We start from the raw sequence: 20,784 nt of genomic DNA on the forward strand, positions 1-20,784 counted from the left end.
GCCCCTGCGGCGGCCGTTGGGTCAGGACGCGCGCAGCCAGTGCCGCAGCGCTGCCTGCACGCGCTCGCTGGCGGCGTCGGCGCCGCTGCGGTCGTCGCCGTTGACCATGCCCTGCACGTGCAGGGCATGCTGGCCGATCGCTGCCGCGTCGGCGATGGCCGCCGCGCCGACCAGGCGATGGCTCCAGTACAGCGCCTGGCTGCGGTCCCAGCAACGCACCGCCTCGCGCAGCGCAGCCACATCGGCACACAGGGTTTCGGCGAACAGGGTGCCCAGATCGATGTGCGGGGCCGGCCATAGCCGGGTCGGGCGGCCGGCGGCGGGCGCGGTCGACGGCAGCCACAGGGCCAGCAGCGCCTGCAGGTCGGCCAGCAACAAGGGCTTGCGCAGGACCCCGTCCATGCCACTGCGCAGGCAGCGCAGCGTATGCGCCGGGTGGTGGTCCACCGACATGGCGATGATCGGCAGGTGCGGCCGGCCATGCTGGCGTTCCTGCTCGCGGATATGCGCGGCGGTGTCGTATCCGCTCATGCCGGGCATGTTGCAGTCGATCAGCAGTAGGTCCACCGGGAACTGCTGCAATACCGCCAGCGCGGCGGCGCCATCGCCGGCGGTGTGGAGGGCCAGGCCCAGGCTGCGCAGCTGCAGTTCCATCACCAGCAGGCTGGTGGGATGGTCGTCCACCAGCAGGACGCGGCTGGCATCGTCGGCAGCTGCTGCAGGGGGCCGCGCGATGGTCATTGCCGGTCGAGCTGGTCGCGCATCTTGAACAGCTCGTTGTCGCTGCGGATGCCGATCTTGCGGAAGGCCGACTGCTTCTGGGTGCTGATGGTGTTGCTGCTGCGCGAGAACTTGCTGGCGATCTGCGCCACCGACATGCCATCCAGGCAGCAACGCAGCACTTCGCGTTCGCGCGGGGACAGCAGCGCGCTGGCCAGCAGCGGGTTGGCATGGGCCTGTTGTTGCGGGGCGCAGGCGGTACGCCGCCCGGATTCGGAGAACTCGGCCAGTTCCGCAGCCATGTCCTGGGTCAGGTGGATCTGGCCGCGCGCCACGGCGCGCACCGCGTTGACCACCCCGTCCAGCGGCTGGGACTTGCCGATGAATCCATGCGCACCGGCCTGCAGTACCAGGGCGGCGGTGGCCGGGGTGTACTGGGCGGTGAGCACCAACAGTTTGCAACGCGGGAAGCGCGCCTTGATGACCTTGATCAGGTTGATGCCATCGACATCGTGGGCGCCGAGCACAAAATCGGTGATCACGATATCGGCCGCGCGCAGGGCCAGCGCATCCAGCAGGTCGCGGCTGCTGGAGCAGAGCTCTACAACCTCCATATCGTCTTCAAGCGACAATCGCTGGGCGAGACCATGTTGAACAATCTCGTGGTCGTCCAAAATTAATATGGATTGCCTAATGAAGGCCGGCGGTGAGTGCATGGTGTCGGATTGGGCAGAGATAGCGTATTATAACGCCAACATCAGCGTTGCAGTAGTAGCTATCCTAAATTTATTGGCGGTATTCCTGCCCCCCGCCCTGACAGGGAGGGGGGGGGCTGCTGCCTGAATGCAGGAGCTTTGGCGGTCTATTGGCGGCTGTGGTCTACCGGTTGAATGAACGCGCCAGCACCAGATTGTTGATTTGCTGGTTTTTGCCGGTATTCGTCCATTGGGTCGTGCCGGCCCTGGTGTGACAGGAAGCGACAAATTGACGGCGGACGCGGTGCCCTATGGTTACTGGTGCCGCTGCCTGCCGCGTCGATGGCGGTGGGCGCGCACGCTGCCACCGGTGGGTAGCGGTTATGCAGACGGTGAATGGATGTAATCGGGGTGAATCGAAGTTAATAATTCGATTGATTATCTGCGGTGGCGGGCGCGGCCTTGACGCAGAACGCCGCGGTCTCCCGCGGCGTTCCATTGGCTCATGTCACGCTGCGGCAACTCAGCCCAGCAGCTTGCGGACCTTGTTCAACGCCACAATGAACCGCTCGATCTCCGCATGCGTGTTATAGAACGCCAGCGAAGCCCGGCAGGTGGCCGCCACGCCGTAGTACTGCAGCAGCGGGTGGGCGCAGTGCTGGCCCGAGCGCACCGCGACGCCTTCCAGGTCGAGCAGGGTGGCCAGGTCGTGCGAATGCGCGCCGTCGATCAGGAACGAAACCACGGCGGCCTTGTCGGCGGTGGTGCCGAGGATGCGCAGGCCGTCGATCTTGTTCAGTTCTTCGGTGAAGTGCGCCAGCAGTTCGGCCTCGTGGCTCTCCACGTGGTCCAGCCCCAGCGATTCCAGGTAGTCCACCGCTACGCCCAGGCCGATGAAGCCGGCGATGTTGGGGGTGCCGGCCTCGAACTTGTGCGGGGCATCGTTGAACACGGTGCCTTCGAAGCTGACTTCCTTGATCATCTCGCCGCCGCCGAGGAACGGCGGCATGGCATCGAGGTGCTCGCGGCGCGCCCACAGCGCGCCGGTGCCGGTGGGGCCGCACATCTTGTGGCCGGTGATGGCGTAGAAATCGCAGCCGATCGCGGCAATGTCGACCTTGCGGTGCGGTACTGCCTGCGAGCCGTCGACCACGGTGATGATGCCGCGCTTGCGCGCTTCGCGGCAGATCTCGCGGACCGGGTTGACCGTGCCCAGCACGTTGGAGACGTGGGCCACGGCCAGCAGCTTGACCTCGGCGGTCATGGCCTTGCGCAGCGCGTCCAGGTCGAGCGCACCGTCGGAGGTGATTTCGGCCACGCGGATGGTGGCACCGGTACGCTGGGCCACCAGCTGCCACGGCACGATGTTGGCGTGGTGCTCCATGCGCGAGACCAGGATGACGTCGCCGGCCTTCAGCCGGGGCAGCGCCCACGAGTACGCCACCAGGTTGAGCGCGAAGGTGGTGCCGCTGCACAGCACCAGTTCGCCCGGGCGCACGTTGAGGAAGCGCGCCAGTTTGTTGCGCGCGCCCTCGTAGGCGTCGGTGGCCTCGGTGCCCAATGCGTGCACCGCGCGGCTGACGTTGGCGTTGTAGCGGCGGTAGAACTCGTCCACCGCGCCGATCACCTGCACCGGCTTCTGCCCGGTGTTGGCGTTGTCGAAGTACACCAGCGGCTTGCCATGCACTTCGCGCATCAACAGCGGGAAATCCAGCCGCACCCGGCCCCAGTCCGGGGCCTGGGCGGTATCGGCCAGCGGGCGCGGGGTGGACAGGTTCATGCCATGCCCGCCCGCGCCAGCGCCAGGTCGAGCTGGCGGCTGAGCTGTTCGGTCAGGCGCGCGTCCAGCACATTCAACGGCTCGCGGCAGAACGCGGCGCTGAGCAGCTGGCGCGCCTGGTCGGCGGGCAGGCCGCGCGAGCGCAGGTAGAACAGCGCATTGGCGTCGAGCTGGCCGACCGTGGCGCCGTGCGCGGCCTTCACATCGTCGGCGTCGATTACCAGGGTGGGCTGGGTATCGATTTCGGCGTCGGCCGACAGCAGCAGGTTCTTGTTGGACAGGTTGGCGTCGGTGCCGTCGGCACCTGCGCGGATGTGGATGCCGCCGTGGAAGACCACGCGGCTGCGCTGGGCGGCCACGCCACGCCACAGCATCTGCGAGGCGGTGTCGCGCGCGATGTGCTCGATGCCCAGGCGGGTGTCGACATGGCGGCGGCCGTTGCCAAGCAGCACGCCGTTGGCGGTGAGCCGGGCGTTGTCGCCTTCCAGGCGCACGTTGAGCTCATGGCGGCTCAGCGCGGCGCCCAGCTCCAGGTCGACGCGACGGTACTGCGCGTTGCGGGCGAGCACCGCGTCGGTGCGCAGCAGCGCGGTGGCGCGCACGCCATCGGCCTGTACGCGGGCGTGCGACAGTACCGCATCCTGGGCCAGGTGCACATGCACCAGGGTGTTGCCCAGGTGCGCGGCATCGCCGACATGCAGGTGGTGTTCGACCACGCCCAGCGTGGCGCCGCGGCGCAGTTCGATCAGGTGGCGGTGGTGCCAGGCCAGGTCGGCATCGCCGGCCACGCTGACGAACACCAGCTGCAGCGGCAGTTCGACCTGCACGTCCTCATCCACGCGCACCAGCGCGCCTTCATCGGCCAGCGCGGCATTGAGGCGGGCGAACACTTCTTCGCTGCGCTCGAAGCGACGGCCGAGGAAGCGCAGCGCATCGTCGCCGGCAGCCAGTGCCGCGGACAGGCGCTGCAACTGTACGCCGGCCGGCAGCGTGGACACATCGCTCAGCGCCTCGGACGGGCGGCCGTTGACGAACACCAGGCGCGGCGACGGGATGTCGGCCAGCAGCGCGGGATCGACATCGGCCGCAGCCAACGGCGCGGGGCTGAAGCTGCGGCGTTCCAGCTGGCGCAGCGAGGTGTACTTCCAGGCTTCGCTGCGCGGGCCGGGCAGGCCGGCCTGCAGCGCGGCATCCAGTTCGGCGCGACGTGCGTCGCTGCCGCAAAAGCCGCTGGCGAGGGAATCGAGCAGGGCGCTCATCAGACCGCTGCCTCCGGCACCACGCGGTCCTTCAGGAAGTGGTAGCCGTGGGCTTCCAGTTCCAGGGCCAGTTCCGGGCCGCCGCTCTGCACGATCCTGCCGTCGGCCAGCACGTGCACCACGTCCGGCTTGATGTAGTCGAGCAGGCGCTGATAGTGGGTGATCACGATGAACGAGCGGTCCGGCGAACGCAGCGCGTTGACGCCATCGGCCACGCTCTTGAGCGCATCGATATCCAGGCCGGAGTCGGTTTCATCCAGGATCGCCAGCTTCGGTTCGAGCACGGCCAGCTGGAAGATCTCGTTGCGCTTCTTCTCGCCGCCGGAGAAGCCTTCGTTGACGCCACGGTGCAGCAGTTCGTCCTTCAGGTGCAGCACGGCCAGCTTCTGCCGGACCAGCTTGAGGAACTGCATCGAATCCAGTTCTTCCTCGCCGCGCGCCTTGCGCTGGGCGTTGAGCGCGGCGCGCAGGAAGTAGGTGTTGTTCACCCCGGGGATTTCCACCGGGTACTGGAAGGCCAGGAACAGGCCGGCGGCGGCGCGTTCTTCCGGGGCCAGCTCGAGCAGATCCCTGCTTTCGAACTGCACGCTGCCTTCGCTGACGTCATAGCCTTCGCGGCCGGCCAGCACGTTGCCCAGGGTGGACTTGCCGGCGCCGTTGGGGCCCATGATGGCGTGCACCTGGCCGGGCTTGACGTCCAGCGACAGGCCCTTGAGGATTTCCTTGTCGCCGATGCGGGCGTGGAGGTTGTCGATCTTCAGCATGATACGAATCCGGTAGTGCCACGCCATGCGTGGCAAAAATGTCAAACGAAGGCAAAAATGAGGCGCAACGCGCCCGGCGCGTTACCCGACCGAGCCTTCCAGCGAGACGTCCAGCAGCTTCTTGGCTTCCACCGCGAACTCCATCGGCAGTTCGCGGAACACCTGCTTGCAGAAGCCATCGACGATCATCGACACCGCGTTTTCCTGGTCGATGCCGCGCGCGCGGCAATAGAACATCTGGTCGTCGGAGATCTTGGAAGTGGTCGCTTCGTGCTCCACCGTCGCGCTCGGGTTCTTGACCTCGATGTACGGGAAGGTGTGCGCGCCGGAGGTCTTGCCGATCAGCAGCGAGTCGCACTGGGTGTAGTTGCGCGCGCCATCGGCGTTGCGGTCGATCCTGACCAGCCCGCGGTAGGTGTTCTGGCCGCGGCCGGCGCTGATGCCCTTGCTGACGATCTTGCTCTTGGTGCGCTTGCCGATGTGGATCATCTTGGTGCCGGTATCGGCCTGCTGGCGGTGATGGGTCAGCGCCACCGAGTGGAACTCGCCCACCGAGTCGTCGCCGAGCAGCACGCAGGACGGGTACTTCCAGGTGATCGCCGAGCCGGTCTCGACCTGGGTCCAGGTGACCTTGCTGCGCGCGCCACGGCATTCGGCACGCTTGGTGACGAAGTTGTAGATGCCGCCGACGCCGTTCTCATCGCCCGGGTACCAGTTCTGTACCGTGGAATACTTGATCTCGGCATCGTCCAGCGCGACCAGCTCGACCACCGCGGCGTGCAGCTGGTTCTCATCGCGCATCGGCGCGGTGCAGCCTTCCAGGTAGGACACGTAGGCCTTGTCCTCGCAGATGATCAGGGTGCGCTCGAACTGGCCGGTATGGCCGGCATTGATGCGGAAGTAGGTGCTCAGCTCCATCGGGCAGCGCACGCCGCTGGGGATGAACACGAAGCTGCCATCGGAGAACACCGCCGAGTTCAGCGCGGCGAAGTAGTTGTCGCCCACCGGCACCACGCTGCCCAGGTACTGCTTGACCAGTTCGGGGTGTTCCTTGATGGCCTCGGACATCGAGCAAAAGATCACGCCCTTTTCGGCCAGTTCCTTGCGGAAGGTGGTGCCCACCGAGACCGAGTCGAACACCGCATCGACCGCCACGCCGGCCAGCCGGGCGCGTTCGTGCAGCGGCACGCCGAGCTTGTCGTAGGTATCCAGCAGTTCCTTGGGCACGTCGTCCAGCGAGGCGTACTTGGGCCCCTTGGGCGCGGAGTAGTAGCTCAGCGCCTGCAGGTCGATCGCGGCGATCTGCAGCTTGGCCCAGTTCGGCATGGGCATGGTCAGGAAATGACGGTAGGCGTCCAGGCGCCATTGCGTCATCCACTCGGGCTCTTCCTTCTTGGCCGACAGGGCACGGATGGTGTCCTCGTCCAGGCCGGGCGGCAACGAGTCCGATTCGATCTCGGTGATGAAGCCGGCCGCGTACTTGCGGCCCAGCTGCTCATGGATCTCACGATTGGGGGTGTCGCCGGCGGCGACGGTGTCAAGGATATCGGTGGCCATGGGGGCTGCCTGTGGATCAGGAAACGACATCCGCCGCGATGCTGCGGCGGGGGGCGTCGACAAGGGGGAGGGGGGGCAGGATCTGCGCCAGGCTGACCGCGCGCAGGGCTTCGGCCACCACGTCGTTGATCATCCGCCAGCTGCTGCGCGCACCGCATTGCAGTTCGCGGCCGCACTGGCTGTGGTCGTGGCTGCACTCGGTCAGGCCCAGCGGCCCTTCCATGGCTTCGACGATCTCGAACAGGCTGATCTGCCCGGCCGAACGGGTCAGCCGGTAGCCGCCACGCACGCCACGCAGGCCTTCAACCAGGCCGGCCTGGGCCAGCGGCTTGAGCAGCTTGCTGACCGTGGGTGGCTCCAGCCGGGCGAATTCGGCCAGTTCAGTCGCACTGAGCACCTCGCCCGGCCGGGCGGCGAGCACGGTCAGTACGACGGTGGCGTAGTCGGTAAGCTTGGTGACGCGGAGCATGGGGAGGGTGGGACCATAAAGCGGACTGAAATTGTACGCTTTTATGCCCGGGCATCCAACCCACCCCGTTCAGCGGCCCGAAAGCCGGCGGTGAAGGGCGGCGTGGCGGCGTGGCTTTGGCAATCACCCGGATTAGGCGAGAATCGGCTCTTCCCATCGCAACGGCCAGCCAGATGCCCAAGAAGATCCAAGCCCGCAAGTCCGCCATCCACGGCAACGGCGTGTTCGCGCTGGCGCCGCTCAAGCAGGGCGAACGGGTGATCCAGTACAAAGGCCTGCTGCGCAGCCACGCCGACGTGGATGCCGACGATACCGGCGACGTGGAGAGCGGGCATACGTTTCTGTTCACGCTCAACGATGATTACGTGATCGATGCCAACTACAAGGGCAACGATGCGCGCTGGTTGAACCACAGCTGCGATCCCAACTGCGAGGCGGTGATCGAGGAAGCCGAGGGCGACAACCGGCGCGAGGACAAGGTGTTCATCGAGGCGATCCGCGATATCCAGCCCGGTGAGGAACTGACCTACAACTACGGCATCGTGCTGGCCGAGCGCCACACCGCGCGCCTGAAGAAAGTGTGGGAATGCCGTTGCGGTTCCAAAAAGTGCACCGGGACGATGCTGCAGCCCAAGCGGTAACGCCGGCCGCGGCGCCGACGCCTCCTACACGCTCCGGTCACCGCTGCCCAATGCGCGCGCATGCACAGTGGAGGCTCCTTTCCGACGGAGCCTCCCATGGCACATGCACTCAACGGCAAGCACATCGCGATCCTGGCCACCGACGGTTTCGAGCAGTCCGAACTGCTCGAGCCCAAGCGCCTGCTGGAATCCTGGGGCGCCACGGTCTCGGTGGTGGCGCCCGGCGAGAGCAGCCGCATCCGCGGCTGGAAGGACAAGGACTGGGGCGACGAGGTTGCCATCGATCAACCGCTGAAACGTTCCAGGGCCGATGACTACGATGCGCTGGTGCTGCCCGGTGGGGTGATCAATCCGGACAAGCTGCGCATCGATGCGCAGGCGGTTGATTTCATCAAGGCCTTCGGCGCGGCCGGCAAGCCGGTGGCGGCGATCTGCCATGGCCCGTGGCTGCTGGTCGAGTCGGGCCTGGCCAAGGGCCGACGGGTCACCTCGTGGCCGTCGCTGAAAACCGACCTGGGCAATGCCGGTGCCGAGTGGACCGATGCCGAGGTGGTCGTCGATGGCGGGCTGATCACCAGCCGCAAGCCGGACGATATTCCCGCCTTTGCCGACGCGGTGGGCAAGGCGCTGGCGGGGTGAGCAGGGCGCACCCACCAACGGTGGGTGCCTACCGGCCCAGTACGCCGGCCGGGATCAGCTGGCCCAGGTCCTGGTTGAAGGTGACCACCAGCTTGCCGTTCTCCACCTGCGCCGACTGCACCTGCAGGGCGCCGAGCACGCTGGCCACGGCCGGGTCGATCTTGTAGATCGGTTCGCGCCGCGCGTAGTCGGTCAGCCAGGCGTTGAGCAGGCTGCGCGTGCGCGAATCCAGCCGGCCGCCGTTGTTGGCTGGGGTGAAGTCGTCCACGGTGGGCTGGTCCAGGTGGAAGCCCTGGGTCTGCGCGTCGTAACGCAGGCCACTGCTGAGCTTGACCTTGCCTAGCGGCGCGGCGCTGCTGCCGGCGGTGGCCATGGCGATGTCGAAGCCCAGGTCCAGGCGGTTGCCCTGCGGAAGCGTCAGCTGCGGATGGCTCATGGTCATCTCGATCAACCCGCCGAGCGCGTCCTGGGTGCGCGGGAAGCTGCCGTCCAGGTACTGCTGGACGTCGCCGGCGCCCACCGACAGCTGGCGGCCGGAAACGCTGGGGGCGGCCTGCGCGCCCACCGCGACGGCAATCAGCAGGGTGGCGGCGGCAAGGCGGGATAGCAGCGGACGTGCGTTCATGGCGACAGGCCGTGGGGAAAGAGACTGCAACGATAGCGCCTTCGGCTGAATCCAGCTTTGACGCGTGGCCGGCTCAGTCCAGCGTGGGTTGCAGGGAGGCGCCATGGATCTCCCAGCCGCTGCCGTCCGCGCGCGGCTGCAGGCGGTACCAGCCGTGGTAGCGCAGGGTGCCCCCGGCGGTGCGGGCGCGGATCCGTACCGGCACTTCGCGCAGCCGCGAGGGCTGGGCATCGTCGCGGGCGATCGGCGGGTCGGCCTCCATGCGCAGCCCCAGCAGCCCGGGCAGTTCGCGCAGGGCGATGTCGTCCGGGCGCGCCGAGGTGCGCCCGCCGCTCCAGAACGCATCGGCGGCGGCGCGGTCGCCGGTCATCAGGGTATTGAAGTACTGGCGCACGACGGTCGGTTCGTCGGCTGCGCCGCTGGCCACCGCACTGGGGGGCGACACGGTATTGCCTGCCAGGGGCTGCGCGGCCGATCCGTCTGGTGTCGCGGCGACGGCCGCGGCCGCCGCCTGTTCGCTGGCGGCGGCGCCATCGTCATTGGCGTGGCGCTGGCACGAACACCCGCCCAGCAACAGCAGTGGCAACACGATCACGGCACAACGCATGGCGGATTCTCCCCGGCGATGCGCGCAGTGTAGCCGGCGGCCGGCGGCCGGCGGCCGGCGCCGGGTCAGGGCGTGTGCTGGATCCGGTCGAGCGCGCCGAGCACCTCATCCAGCTGCGGCTGCAGGCTGCTCAGCGGGTGGGCAGGGTCCTGTGCGTGGCGGCGGGCCAGGTCGTGCAGCAACTGGGTGGCCACGATCGCCGCGGCGCGCTCGTCGCCGCTCAGGCCGGTCTGGCGGCGGGACGCTTCTAGCAGCCGCATCCAGTCCTGCTGCGCACGGTGCTCCAGTTCTATCGTGCAGCGCCCGCTGCACTGCAGCCCGTCCTTCTCGATCGGGGTGACGGTAATGCGGTAACGCTGGGATGCGGCTGGCGGAGAGGCGCTGGGCTGCGATGCGCGGGTCATGGCGGTCTGCACGGTGGGGGACAAGGCCACCATAGGCCGGCGCGGCGGCGGCGACGACGGGCGCGGTCGTACGCAGTGTTCCACCTTGTGCGTTCCACGCGCGCCGTGCGCGGCGCGCAGGGCCGGCGCAGCGTGGTTTGCATGGCCGGCCGGCGCGCGGCGATGCCTGGGCAACGCTGTGTTTCGCTGCCGCGCCCCAGAAAAAAGAACGGGACGGCCATCGCCGTCCCGTCCGGGTGCTGCAGGAAGCGCGCTGGTTACAGCGCAGCGTCCTTGAGCTTCTTGAGCGGACGCACCTTCAGCTTGGTGGAGGCCGGCTTGGCGGCGAACCACTGCTCTTCCTTGGTGAACGGGTTGATGCCCTTGCGCTTCGGCTTGGCCGGCACGCTGACGGTGGTGATCTTCAGCAGGCCCGGCAGGGTGAAGCTGCCCGCGCCCTTCTTGTGCACCGAAGCGGCGACGGCGCCTTCCAGCGAGGCGAGCACGGCGCGCACGTCCTTGGCGACAACGCCGGACGCTTCAACGATGTGTGCAACCAGACCAGACTTGCTCAGCACGTCCTTGATCGGCTTGGGAGCGGCCGGCTTGGCGGCTGCCTTGGTAGCGACTTTCTTTACTGCCTTCTTCGGGGCAGCCTTCTTAGCGGTCTTTGCCATGGTTTCCTGTTCCGTGATCGGTTGGTGGTTTGGTCGCGCCGAACCCCGTCGGCAAGCGAAATGTAGGGCAACTATGCGGCGCCGCCAATAGGCAATCGCATAAATATTGGCGATTTCCCGCTTCCCGGTTACTGCAGTGCATCAGTACATGCCCGGAAAACAGGGCCGGCGGCGACCGTGGGGGCCGCATGCCGGTGCCGCCGGATGGCAGCCATCCGGGAGAAAATTCCTTGAAAACAGCAGTTTCCGCGCGGCGTGAGGGCGTCCTGCGCAAGTCGGGCCGGGCCGGCCGCGTTACCCGACGCGGTGCTAACGCCCCAGCGTCTAGTCTGGTCCTGCCATTCATCCGCAGGAGATCAATCGATGGGCATTTCGCGTCATGCCACCGCGCACTGGGAAGGTGACCTCAAGACAGGCAAGGGACAATTGAGCACGCCGCAGAGCGGCCTGCTGGACAAGACCCGCTACGCCTTCAGCAGCCGCTTCGGTGATGAAAAGGGCACCAACCCGGAGGAACTGATCGCCGCCGCACATGCCGGCTGCTTCACCATGGCGCTGTCGGCCAAGCTCACCGAGGCCGGTTTCGTGCCGACCTCGCTGGACACCGAGGCCAAGGTGGACCTGTCGATGGAGGGCGGCCCGCAGCTCTCCCAGATCACCCTGAAGGTCAAGGCGGTGGTGCCGAACATCGATGCCACGCAGTTCCGTGCGATTGCCGAGGACGCCAAGCAGAACTGCCCAGTGTCCAAGGCGCTGAGCGCGGTGCCGATCAGCATGGAAGCCGAGCTGGCTGGCGGCTGATGCCCGGCGGCACCGTGTCCGGCGTGGTTGCGGTGCACATTGAGTCATCCCCGCAGGGGCGGCATAGTCGCCCCTGTTCCGTTTGCGGGGAGTAATGCGTGCGCCATCGCCTTCTGGCTGTCCTGTTTTCCCTGTGCTGCGCCCACCAGGCTCAGGCCGATGTACGCCTGCTGACCGCGGCCACCATCCACACCGGCACTCCCGAAGCCCCCGCGGCGACTGCCCTGGCCTGGGACGGCGACAGCGGGCAGGTGCTGGCCGTGGGCGCGCGCGCGGCGCTGCTGGCGCGGTACCCCGCGGCGGCGCTGACCGACCTGGGCGATGCCACCGTGGTGCCCGGGCTGATCGACGCGCACGCGCATCTGATGTTCCTGGGCGAAACCCTGATGCAGGCCGACCTGACCGGTGCGGCCAGCAAGGCCGAGATCGTCGCGCGGCTGCAGCGGTTCGCCGCCGACAACCCGCAGGGCTGGCTGCTGGGCAATGGCTGGGACCAGAACCACTGGCCCGAGACCACCTTCCCGACCGCTGCCGACCTGGACGCCGCGTTCCCGGATCGCCCGGTATGGCTGGGCCGCGTCGATGGCCATGCCGGCTGGGGCAACACCGCTGCCTTGCGCGCGCTGGCGCGAACGCCGGGGCAGCGCGCGCTGGCCGGTCGCTGGCAGCCCGACGGCGGGCGCATCGTGCGCGATGCGCGCGGCCAGCCCAGCGGCGTGTTCATCGACGCGGCCATGGACCTGGTGCGCCGCGCGATTCCCGCGCCCGGCGACGCCGCGCGCGAACAGCAGCTGGCCCGCGCGCTGGACAAGGCGGTCAGCCAGGGCCTCACGGGCGTGCATGACATGGGCGTATCGCGGCAGGACCTGGCCTTGATGCGCCGCTTTGCCGATGCCGGCCGACTGCCGCTGCGCATCGATGCCTACGCCGATGGCAATGGCCAGGCGCTGGCCGATCTGTGCACGCACGGTGCCTACCAGCATCCCGGTGGGCGCCTGCAGATGCGCGGCGTGAAGCTGTTCATGGACGGCGCGCTGGGCAGCCGTGGCGCGGCGCTGCTGGCCGACTACAGCGATGACCCGCACAACCGCGGGCTGCTGGTGACCTCGCCGGAAGACTTTGAAACCGCCGTACGCAAGGCCGATGGCTGCGGGCTGCAGGTGGCCACCCATGCCATCGGCGACCGCGGCAACCGCATCGCGCTGGATACCTATGCGCGGGTGCTGGGCGCGCGCGCCGGCGGCGACCACCGCTGGCGGATCGAACACGCCCAGGTGGTGGCGCTGGAAGACATTCCGCGATTCGCCCAGCTCGGCGTGATCGCCTCGATGCAGCCCACCCATGCCACGTCGGACATGGGCTGGGCGCAGGACCGGTTGGGGTCCGAACGCATCCTGGGCGCGTATGCGTGGCGGCGCATGCTCGCCGCCGGTGCGCATATCGCGCTGGGCTCGGATTTTCCGGTGGAGCAGGTGGACCCCCGGCTGGGCCTGTACGCGGCGGTGACGCGACAGGACCGCGCCGGCCAACCCTCGCGCGGCTGGCAACCGGAGCAGCGGTTGACGGCCGCCGAGGCGCTGCGCGGGTTCACCGCCGACGCGGCCTGGGCCGGGCATGACCAGGCCCGGGTGGGCCGCCTGCAGCCGGGGCTGCGCGCGGATTTCGTGGTGCTCGACCGCGACCCGCTGCGCGTGCCGCCGGAGCAGTTGGCCAGCCTGCAGGTGCGTTCGACCTGGGTGGATGGCCAACCGGTGTATGAGGCAGCGCGCTGACGCGCCGCCTCGCGCGGCCTTGCGTGCGCGCTTACCAGTCCAGCGTGCCGCGGATGACGCTCTGCACCTGGCCGCCGGACCAGACATCGCCAGCGACATCGATATGCAGGCTCAGGCGGGCATCGTGGCCGACTTCGCGGCCCTGGCTGACCACGTAGTCGCGGGCGCCCCCGGGCAATGCGCCACGGCTGTCCAGCCAGGCGGCCAGTACCGCGTTGGCCGCCCCGGAGGCGGCATCCTCGAAGCGCCGGCCGTTGCCGACGAACGCGCGCACCGCCAGGTCCCAGGGCTGGCCACTGCTGCGGGCGTAGGCGAACACGCCCATGCTGCCGGTGCTTTCGGCCAGCGCGGCAATGGCATCCCAGTCCGGCTGCAGGCCGCGCAGGGTGGCCTCATCGGCCAGTTCCACCACCCACCAGCTGCGTCCGCCGTCCATGCGCGCCGGCGGCAGCGCGCCCAGCGCCCAGCCGGCCAGCGCGGCCCGCAGGCGCGGGTCATCGGCGGTGCTCACCTCGGCCACCGCCGCGCGCGGGGTGCGGATGGCGATGGTGCGCGCGGCACCGTCGCCGTCCACCCGCAGCGGCAGGGCGCCGGCGATGCCGTCCTGCACCAGCACGCCGTCCACCGGCACGGCCAGCCCGGCCTCCAGCACCGCATGGGCGGTGCCGACGCTGGGATGGCCGGCGAACGGCACTTCCTTCTGCGGGCTGAACATGCGGATGCGGTAGCTGGCGCCGGGCACCTGCGGTGCCGACACAAAGGTGGTTTCCGGCAGCCGGGTCCAGCGTGCGATTGCCTGCATGGCCGCATCGTCCAGGCCCTGTGCGTCGAGCACCACCGCCAGCGGGTTGCCGGCGCCGGGGTAGGGGGAGAACACATCCAACTGCAGGAAACGGCGAGGGCTCATGGCGGGGCGGTCCGGTCAAACGGGCGGGCAGCTTAACAAGACCGGCCGGCCATTCCCGCGCGGTTTGCCGCCGTCGCCGGCGCAGCGGCCCTGTAGGGGCCGGGCTTGGCATAGAATCGGGGGTTCGGCCCGGCGTGCCGGGCGAGCCCCCTCACTACCCAACCCTGTCTACCTCCATGTCAGCTTCCTCCCTTGTCGATCGCTGGATCGTACTGAAGTTCGGCGGCACCTCCGTGTCGCGTCGTCACCGCTGGGACACGATCGGGAAGCTGGCGAAAAAACGCGCCGAAGAAACCGGCGCGCGCGTGCTGGTGGTGGTGTCGGCGCTGTCGGGGGTCACCAATGAACTGACCGCGATCGCCGATGGCGCCGCCGACAGCCGCGCCCGCGTGGAGGCCCTGGTGGCGCGCCACCGCGCGTTCCTGGTCGAACTGGAACTGGATGCCGCTGCGCTGGATGTGCGCCTGGCCACGCTGGCCGGGCTGCTCGACGACCCGCGCGCGGCCGCCCGCCCGCTGGACTGGCAGGCCGATGTGCTGGGCCAGGGCGAACTGCTGTCCTCGACGGTGGGCGCGGCCTACCTGCGCGCCAGCGGCCTGGACTTCGGCTGGATGGACGCGCGCCAGTGGCTGGACGCGCTGCCGCCGCAGCCCAACCAGAGCGACTGGTCGCAGCGGCTGTCGGTGAACTGCCAGTGGCGCGCCGATGCCGACTGGGCCGCGCGCTTCCGCGCCCAGCCCACGCGCATGCTGATCACCCAGGGCTTCATTTCCCGCCACGCCGATGGCGGTACCGCCATCCTCGGGCGCGGCGGCTCGGACACCTCGGCGGCGTACTTCGGTGCGCTGCTGGGTGCCAGCCGGGTGGAGATCTGGACCGACGTGCCGGGCATGTTCAGCGCCAATCCGCGCGACGTGCCCGATGCGCGCCTGCTGACCCGGCTGGACTATTACGAAGCACAGGAAATCGCCACCACCGGCGCCAAGGTGCTGCACCCGCGCTCGATCAAGCCGTGCCGCGACGCCGGCGTACCGATGGCGATCCTGGACACCGAGCGCCCCGAACTGCCGGGCACCAGCATCGACGGCAACGCAGCACCGGTGCCGGGGGTGAAGGCGATCAGCCGCCGCAACGGCATCGTGCTGGTGTCCATGGAAGGCATCGGCATGTGGCAGCAGGTCGGCTTCCTGGCCGATGTGTTCGGGCTGTTCAAGAAGCATGGGCTGTCGGTGGACCTGATCGGTTCGGCCGAAACCAACGTGACCGTGTCGCTGGACCCGTCCGAGAACCTGGTCAACACCGATGTGCTGGCCGCGCTGTCGGCCGACCTGTCGCAGATCTGCAAGGTCAAGATCATCGTGCCGTGCGCGGCGATCACCCTGGTCGGGCGCGGCATGCGCTCGCTGCTGCACAAGCTGTCGGACGTGTGGGCCACGTTCGGGCGCGAGCGCGTGCACATGATTTCGCAGTCGTCCAACGATCTGAACCTGACCTTCGTCATCGACGAGGCCGACGCCGATGGCCTGCTGCCGATCCTGCATGCCGAGCTGATCGACAGCGGCGCGATGCCGGTGGAAGAGGGCGAGGTGTTCGGCCCGCGCTGGCGCGAGATCGCCGGCACCGTGCGCCCGCGCGAAACCGCCTGGTGGCGGGGCCAGCGCGAGCACCTGCTGGCGCTGGCCCAGGCCGGCACCCCGCGCTATGTGTACAACCTGCCGACGGTGCGCGCCCGCGCCCGCGCGCTGGGCGCGATCAAGGCCATCGACCAGCGCTACTACGCGATCAAGGCCAACTCGCACCCGGCCATCCTGGAGGTGCTGGAGCAGGAAGGCTTCGGCCTGGAGTGCGTCTCCCACGGCGAGCTCAAGCACGTGTTCAACACGCTGCCGACGCTGTCGCCCAGGCGCGTGCTGTTCACCCCCAGCTTCGCCCCGCATGCCGAATACGATGCCGCCTTCGCACTCGGGGTGACCGTCACCGTGGACAACGTCGAAGCCCTGCAGCGCTGGCCGGACCTGTTCCGCAACCGCGAACTGTGGCTGCGCGTGGACCTGGGCCGTGGCGAAGGCCACCATGCCAAGGTGCGCACCGGCGGCAAGGACTCCAAGTTCGGCCTGCCGATCGCGCGCGTGGACGAGTTCGTGCGCATCGCCGGCGAGCTGGGCACCCGCGTGGTCGGGCTGCATGCCCACCTGGGCAGCGGCGTGGAAACGGCGCAGCACTGGCGCCTGATGTGCGATGAACTGGCCGGTTTCGCCCGCCGCATCGGCAGCATCGAAACGATCGACATCGGCGGTGGCCTGCCGATTCCGTACAGCGCCGACGACGAGCCGTTCGACCTGGATGCCTGGGCCGCCGGCCTGGCCGAGGTGAAGGCGGTGCACCCCGCGTTCCGCCTGGCGATCGAACCGGGCCGCTATCTGGTGGCCGAATCGGGCGTGCTGCTGGCCCGCGCCACCCAGGTGGTGGAGAAGGACGGCGTGCGCCGGGTCGGCCTGGATGCGGGCATGAACACGTTGATGCGCCCGGCCCTGTACGACGCCTGGCACGACATCGAGAACCTCAGCCGGCTGGGCGGTTATGCCGAGGCCGCGTTCGACGTGGTCGGCCCGATCTGCGAATCCAGCGATGTGTTCGGCAAGCGCCGCAAGCTGCCGGTGTCGACCGCGCCGGACGATGTGATGCTGATCGCCGATGCCGGCGCCTACGGCTATGTCATGGCCAACACCTACAACCAGCGCGAGCTGCCGCGCGAGGACGTGATCGATGATGCGCGCTGACCGCTACCTGCCGCCCCACCTTGAAGCGGCGCCGTGCAAACGCACGGCCGCCCTGTGAACCGGATACACCATGACTGCTTTCGATAAACACCAGGTTGCCGTTTTCCGCTTCGTGCGCTGCGATTTCGCCGCCGATACCGGCGTGGCGCAGCTGGTCTATGCCTTCGACGACGGCCCGGAAATGACCGAGACGGTAACCATTCCCGGCGCCCCGTTCGCGCTGGACGGTACCCGCGCCGAGGCGGTGCAGCGTGCGTTGCGCCTGCTGCACCTGATTGCCGGGGTGAGCTATTACAAGGCCGGCGTGCCCGGCCAGGTGCGCATCGACAGCTACAGCATCGATGCGGCCACCGCCGCGCTGGTGGAAACGGTGTACCTCAACGGGCTGGGCGAGTTCGCCTACCGCAACGGCCTGAACCTGCGCGGGCGGTTCCGCCTGCCGGCCGACGCGCCGGCGTTCGCCGCGCCGGCGCTGGGCCTGCGCGAACACGCGCTGGTGGCCATTGGCGGCGGCAAGGACTCGCTGGTCAGCATCGAAGCCCTGCGCGGGCTGGGCATCGCCGAAACGGTGACCTGGATCGGCGGTTCGCAGCTGATCCGCGCCTGCGCCGAACGCACCGGCCTGCCTATCCTCAACATCGGCCGCAGCCTGGCCCCGGAACTGTTCGAGTTGAACCGCCAGGGCGCCTGGAACGGGCATATTCCGGTCACCGCGATCAATTCGGCGATCATGGTGCTGGCCGCGCTGCTGCAGGGCGTGGACCAGGTGGTGTTCTCCAACGAGCGCTCGGCCAGCTATGGCAGCCAGATTCCCGGCACCGGCGAGGTCAACCACCAGTGGTCCAAGGGCTGGGCGTTCGAACAGGCGTTCGGCGAGCACCTGCAGCGGCATGTCGCCGCCGACCTGCACTACTACTCGCTGCTGCGCCCGCTGTCGGAGCTGGCGGTGGCGCGCCAGTTCGCCCGCAGCGACTTCTACGACGCGCATTTCTCCAGCTGCAACCGCAACTTCCACATCCTCGGCGAACGCCCGGTCAACCGCTGGTGCGGGGTGTGCCCGAAGTGCCACTTCGTGTTCCTGGCGCTGGCCCCGTTCATGCCCAAGCCGCGCCTGGTCGGCATCTTCGGCCGCAACCTGCTCGACGATGCCGACCAGGCCGCCGGCTTTGACGCGCTGCTGGAGTTCCAGGACCACAAACCGTTCGAATGCGTCGGCGAAGGCCGCGAATCGCGCGCGGCGATGGCCACCCTGGCCGGCCGCCCGGAGTGGAGCGAGGATGCGCTGGTGAAGCGCTTCGCCGAGCAGATCCAGCCGCAGCTGGACGCGGCTGAACTGACCATCACGCCGTTGCTGGCGCTGGAAGGCGAGCACCGCATCCCGGCGGCGATCTGGGAGCGCCTGCGTGCGAATTTCGCAGCTTGAGGGCAGGCGGGTTGCGCTGTGGGGATGGGGGCGCGAAGGGCGCGCAGCGTACCGCGTCCTTCAGCAGCGGCTGCCGTCGCTGGCACTGACCCTGTTCTGCCCGGAAGCTGAAGCGGCCGCGGCCGGCGAGGACACCGGCGGGGCGTTGACCGTGCGGACCGATGTCTCCGGCGAGGCGCTGGCCGGCTTCGAGGTGGTCATCAAGTCGCCGGGCATCAGCCCCTATGGCGAGGCGGCGCTGCACGCATCGGCGGCGGGCACGCAGTTCATCGGCGGCAGCGCGCTGTGGTTCGCCGAGCATGCCGATGCCGACGGCACGGTGCGCGACACGGTGTGCGTGACCGGCACCAAGGGCAAAAGCACCACCACCGCCCTGCTGGCCCACCTGCTGCGTGCCTCGGGCGCGCGCACCGGGCTGATCGGCAACATCGGCCTGCCGTTGCTGGAAGTGCTGGATCCGCAGCCGGCGCCGCGGTACTGGGCGGTGGAGCTGTCCAGCTACCAGACCGGCGAGGTGGCGCGCAGCGGCGCCCACCCACAGGTGGCGATCGTGCTCAACCTGTTTCCCGAACACCTGGACTGGCACGGCAGCCAAGCACGCTACATCGAAGACAAACTGCGCCTGGTCACCGACGCTGCGCCGCGCATCGCCGTGCTCAATGCCGCCGACCCGCACCTGGCCGGGCTGGTGCTGCCGCGCAGCGCGGTGATCTGGTTCAACCAGCCGCAGGGCTGGTATATGCGCGGCGAGGTGGTCCACCGCGGCGAGCGGGCGGTGTTCGATACCGCGCATACCCCCCTGCCGGGCCGGCACAACCGCGGCAACCTGTGCGCGGTGCTGGCCGCGATCGAGGCGCTGGGCCTGGACGCGGTGGCGCTGGCCCCGGCGGTGCAGGATTTCCGCCCGTTGCCCAACCGCCTGCAGGCGGTCGGCACGCGCGACGGGCTGACCTTCGTCAACGATTCGATCAGCACCACCCCGCATGCCAGCCTGGCCGCGCTGGAGTGTTTTGCCGGCCAGCGCATCGCGCTGCTGGTCGGCGGCCATGACCGCGGCCTGGACTGGCACGATTTCGTGCAGCACATGGCCCACGATGCGCCGCCGGTGGAAATCGTCACGATGGGCGCCAATGGCCCGCGCATCCATGCGCTGCTGCAGCCGCTGGCCGATGCCGGCCGGTTCGGCCTGCACGCGGCGGCCGACCTGGGCCAGGCGATGCAACTGGCCCGCGCCGCATTGGGCGGGCAGGGCGGGGTGGTGCTGTTGTCGCCGGGGGCGCCCAGCTACGGGGTGTACCGCGACTACGTGGCCCGCGGCCGGCATTTCGCCGAACTGGCCGGGTTCGACCCGGACACGATCACCGCGATCCCGGGGATCGGGATCGCCTGACACGGTCGCGGTGGCCCGTGCCGCGGCTGTCGCGGTGGCGCTACGCCGGCGGGCATACACTCGGGCTTCTTTCGGGCAGGAGCAGGTGCATGAACAAGCGATGGCAGTGGGGTGCGGCCGTGCTGTTGGGCATGGTGGCGCTGCCGGCAATGGCGGCGATGAAGACCCAGCCGGTGGAGTGGACGCTGGACGGCACCACCTTCAGCGGGGTGCTGGTCTACGACGATGGCGACAACGACAAGCGCCCGGGCCTGGTGATGGTGCCCAACTGGAAGGGCGTCAACGAATCGGCGATCGCCAAGGCCAAGCAGCTGGCCGGCGACGACTACGTGGTGCTGGTGGCCGATATGTACGGCAAGGGCGTGCGCCCGAAGACCGACGCCGAGGCCGGGCCGGTGGCCACCGCGCTGCGCAACCAGCGCCCGGTGCTGCGGGCACGCGCGCTGAAGGCGGTGGAGGTGCTCAAGGCCCAGGCAGGCAAGGCGCCACTGGATGTCAGCCGGATCGGTGCGGTCGGGTTCTGCTTCGGTGGCACCACCGTGCTGGAGCTGGCCCGCGCCGGTGCGCCGCTGGCCGGCGTGGTCAGCCTGCACGGTGGGCTGGGCTCGCCGTTGCCGGCCGTGGCCGGTGGCAGCCATCCGGCGGTGCTGGTGCTCAATGGTGCCGACGACAAGGGCGTGAGCAAGCAGGACATCGCCGGCTTCGAGCAGGAAATGAACGCGGCCAAGGTTGATTGGGAGTTCACCAATTACAGCGGCGCGGTGCACTGCTTTGCAGAAAGCGACGCCAACAGTCCGCCGGGCTGCCTGTACAACGAACGCGCGGCCAAGCGCGCGTGGAAGGCGCTGGACGAGTTCTTCGAGGAGCGGTTCGAGAAGCGTTGAGCCGGCCAGCG

The 20,784-nt window shown here is 68.8% G+C and carries 20 protein-coding genes; 8 read left to right on the plus strand and 12 right to left on the minus strand.

Going from position 1 to position 20,784, the window contains the following annotated elements; translation table 11 throughout:
- Positions 1-21: 21 nt before the first annotated feature.
- From AC3ITM_RS05260 to AC3ITM_RS05290, 7 genes are all read right to left on the minus strand, one after another.
- A complete protein-coding gene (locus tag AC3ITM_RS05260) occupies positions 22-741 on the minus strand; it encodes a response regulator (RefSeq protein WP_489268939.1) in 720 nt (239 codons plus the stop codon).
- Positions 738-1,436, minus strand: a complete 699-nt coding sequence (locus AC3ITM_RS05265) for a response regulator (RefSeq protein ID WP_489268941.1) — start codon at positions 1,434-1,436, stop codon at positions 738-740. The genes AC3ITM_RS05260 and AC3ITM_RS05265 overlap by 4 nt, the downstream gene beginning before the upstream one ends.
- 502 nt (positions 1,437-1,938) lie before the next feature.
- Positions 1,939-3,195, minus strand: coding sequence for a cysteine desulfurase (locus AC3ITM_RS05270; RefSeq protein ID WP_489268942.1), 1,257 nt, complete (start codon positions 3,193-3,195; stop codon positions 1,939-1,941).
- Complete coding sequence (sufD, locus tag AC3ITM_RS05275) at positions 3,192-4,454, minus strand: Fe-S cluster assembly protein SufD (protein ID WP_489268943.1); 1,263 nt, start codon at positions 4,452-4,454, stop codon at positions 3,192-3,194. Before sufD ends, AC3ITM_RS05270 begins: the two co-directional genes overlap by 4 nt.
- Positions 4,454-5,218: a Fe-S cluster assembly ATPase SufC gene (gene sufC, locus AC3ITM_RS05280; protein WP_489268944.1), complete on the minus strand. Its 765-nt coding sequence runs from the start codon at positions 5,216-5,218 to the stop codon at positions 4,454-4,456. Before sufC ends, sufD begins: the two co-directional genes overlap by 1 nt.
- A gap of 81 nt (positions 5,219-5,299) precedes the next feature.
- On the minus strand, positions 5,300-6,775 hold the full coding sequence (sufB, locus tag AC3ITM_RS05285) for a Fe-S cluster assembly protein SufB (protein ID WP_489268946.1): 1,476 nt from the start codon (positions 6,773-6,775) through the stop codon (positions 5,300-5,302).
- A 16-nt stretch (positions 6,776-6,791) separates the two neighbouring features.
- Positions 6,792-7,244 carry an SUF system Fe-S cluster assembly regulator gene (locus AC3ITM_RS05290; protein ID WP_228886219.1) on the minus strand — a complete coding sequence of 151 codons (453 nt, stop codon included), beginning with the start codon at positions 7,242-7,244 and terminating at the stop codon, positions 6,792-6,794.
- 173 nt (positions 7,245-7,417) lie between these two features.
- On the opposite strand from AC3ITM_RS05290, the gene AC3ITM_RS05295 reads away from it, so the two are divergent.
- Together AC3ITM_RS05295 and AC3ITM_RS05300 are read left to right on the plus strand one after the other, a co-directional pair.
- Complete coding sequence (locus AC3ITM_RS05295) at positions 7,418-7,885, plus strand: SET domain-containing protein (protein ID WP_489268947.1); 468 nt, start codon at positions 7,418-7,420, stop codon at positions 7,883-7,885.
- A 96-nt stretch (positions 7,886-7,981) separates the two neighbouring features.
- Complete coding sequence (locus AC3ITM_RS05300) at positions 7,982-8,524, plus strand: type 1 glutamine amidotransferase domain-containing protein (RefSeq protein WP_489268948.1); 543 nt, start codon at positions 7,982-7,984, stop codon at positions 8,522-8,524.
- 28 nt (positions 8,525-8,552) lie between these two features.
- Here AC3ITM_RS05300 and AC3ITM_RS05305 read toward each other — a convergent pair whose 3' ends face one another.
- From AC3ITM_RS05305 to AC3ITM_RS05320, 4 genes are all read right to left on the minus strand, one after another.
- Positions 8,553-9,149: a DUF1439 domain-containing protein gene (locus AC3ITM_RS05305; protein ID WP_489268949.1), complete on the minus strand. Its 597-nt coding sequence runs from the start codon at positions 9,147-9,149 to the stop codon at positions 8,553-8,555.
- Positions 9,150-9,222: 73 nt separating this feature from the next.
- Entirely contained in the window at positions 9,223-9,756 is a 534-nt protein-coding gene (locus AC3ITM_RS05310; RefSeq protein WP_489268951.1) for a hypothetical protein, read from the minus strand.
- A 65-nt stretch (positions 9,757-9,821) separates the two neighbouring features.
- Positions 9,822-10,160 carry a DUF3861 family protein gene (locus AC3ITM_RS05315; protein WP_489268952.1) on the minus strand — a complete coding sequence of 113 codons (339 nt, stop codon included), beginning with the start codon at positions 10,158-10,160 and terminating at the stop codon, positions 9,822-9,824.
- A gap of 257 nt (positions 10,161-10,417) precedes the next feature.
- Positions 10,418-10,816 (minus strand): HU family DNA-binding protein, encoded by a 399-nt coding sequence (locus AC3ITM_RS05320; RefSeq protein WP_228886225.1) that lies wholly within the window; start codon positions 10,814-10,816, stop codon positions 10,418-10,420.
- A gap of 363 nt (positions 10,817-11,179) precedes the next feature.
- On the opposite strand from AC3ITM_RS05320, the gene AC3ITM_RS05325 reads away from it, so the two are divergent.
- Both AC3ITM_RS05325 and AC3ITM_RS05330 read left to right on the plus strand, forming a co-directional pair.
- Positions 11,180-11,617 (plus strand): OsmC family protein, encoded by a 438-nt coding sequence (locus AC3ITM_RS05325; RefSeq protein WP_489268955.1) that lies wholly within the window; start codon positions 11,180-11,182, stop codon positions 11,615-11,617.
- Positions 11,618-11,715: 98 nt separating this feature from the next.
- Complete coding sequence (locus AC3ITM_RS05330) at positions 11,716-13,389, plus strand: amidohydrolase (protein ID WP_489268956.1); 1,674 nt, start codon at positions 11,716-11,718, stop codon at positions 13,387-13,389.
- Positions 13,390-13,420: 31 nt separating this feature from the next.
- Here AC3ITM_RS05330 and AC3ITM_RS05335 read toward each other — a convergent pair whose 3' ends face one another.
- Positions 13,421-14,296 carry a PhzF family phenazine biosynthesis protein gene (locus AC3ITM_RS05335; RefSeq protein ID WP_489268958.1) on the minus strand — a complete coding sequence of 292 codons (876 nt, stop codon included), beginning with the start codon at positions 14,294-14,296 and terminating at the stop codon, positions 13,421-13,423.
- A 176-nt stretch (positions 14,297-14,472) separates the two neighbouring features.
- Between AC3ITM_RS05335 and AC3ITM_RS05340 the strand changes: the two genes are divergently transcribed.
- The 4 genes from AC3ITM_RS05340 (at position 14,473) to AC3ITM_RS05355 (ending at position 20,773) form a co-directional block, all read left to right on the plus strand.
- On the plus strand, positions 14,473-17,076 hold the full coding sequence (locus tag AC3ITM_RS05340; RefSeq protein WP_489268960.1) for a bifunctional aspartate kinase/diaminopimelate decarboxylase: 2,604 nt from the start codon (positions 14,473-14,475) through the stop codon (positions 17,074-17,076).
- 70 nt (positions 17,077-17,146) lie between these two features.
- Entirely contained in the window at positions 17,147-18,499 is a 1,353-nt protein-coding gene (gene murL / locus AC3ITM_RS05345) for a UDP-N-acetyl-alpha-D-muramoyl-L-alanyl-L-glutamate epimerase (protein WP_489268962.1), read from the plus strand.
- Positions 18,480-19,889 (plus strand): UDP-N-acetylmuramoyl-L-alanine--D-glutamate ligase, encoded by a 1,410-nt coding sequence (gene murD / locus AC3ITM_RS05350; RefSeq protein WP_489268963.1) that lies wholly within the window; start codon positions 18,480-18,482, stop codon positions 19,887-19,889. Before murL ends, murD begins: the two co-directional genes overlap by 20 nt.
- Positions 19,890-19,978: 89 nt before the next feature.
- Positions 19,979-20,773: a dienelactone hydrolase family protein gene (locus tag AC3ITM_RS05355; protein WP_489268965.1), complete on the plus strand. Its 795-nt coding sequence runs from the start codon at positions 19,979-19,981 to the stop codon at positions 20,771-20,773.
- Positions 20,774-20,784: the final 11 nt, after the last annotated feature.

It is taken from the genome of Stenotrophomonas sp. KH_029, from assembly GCF_057839765.1.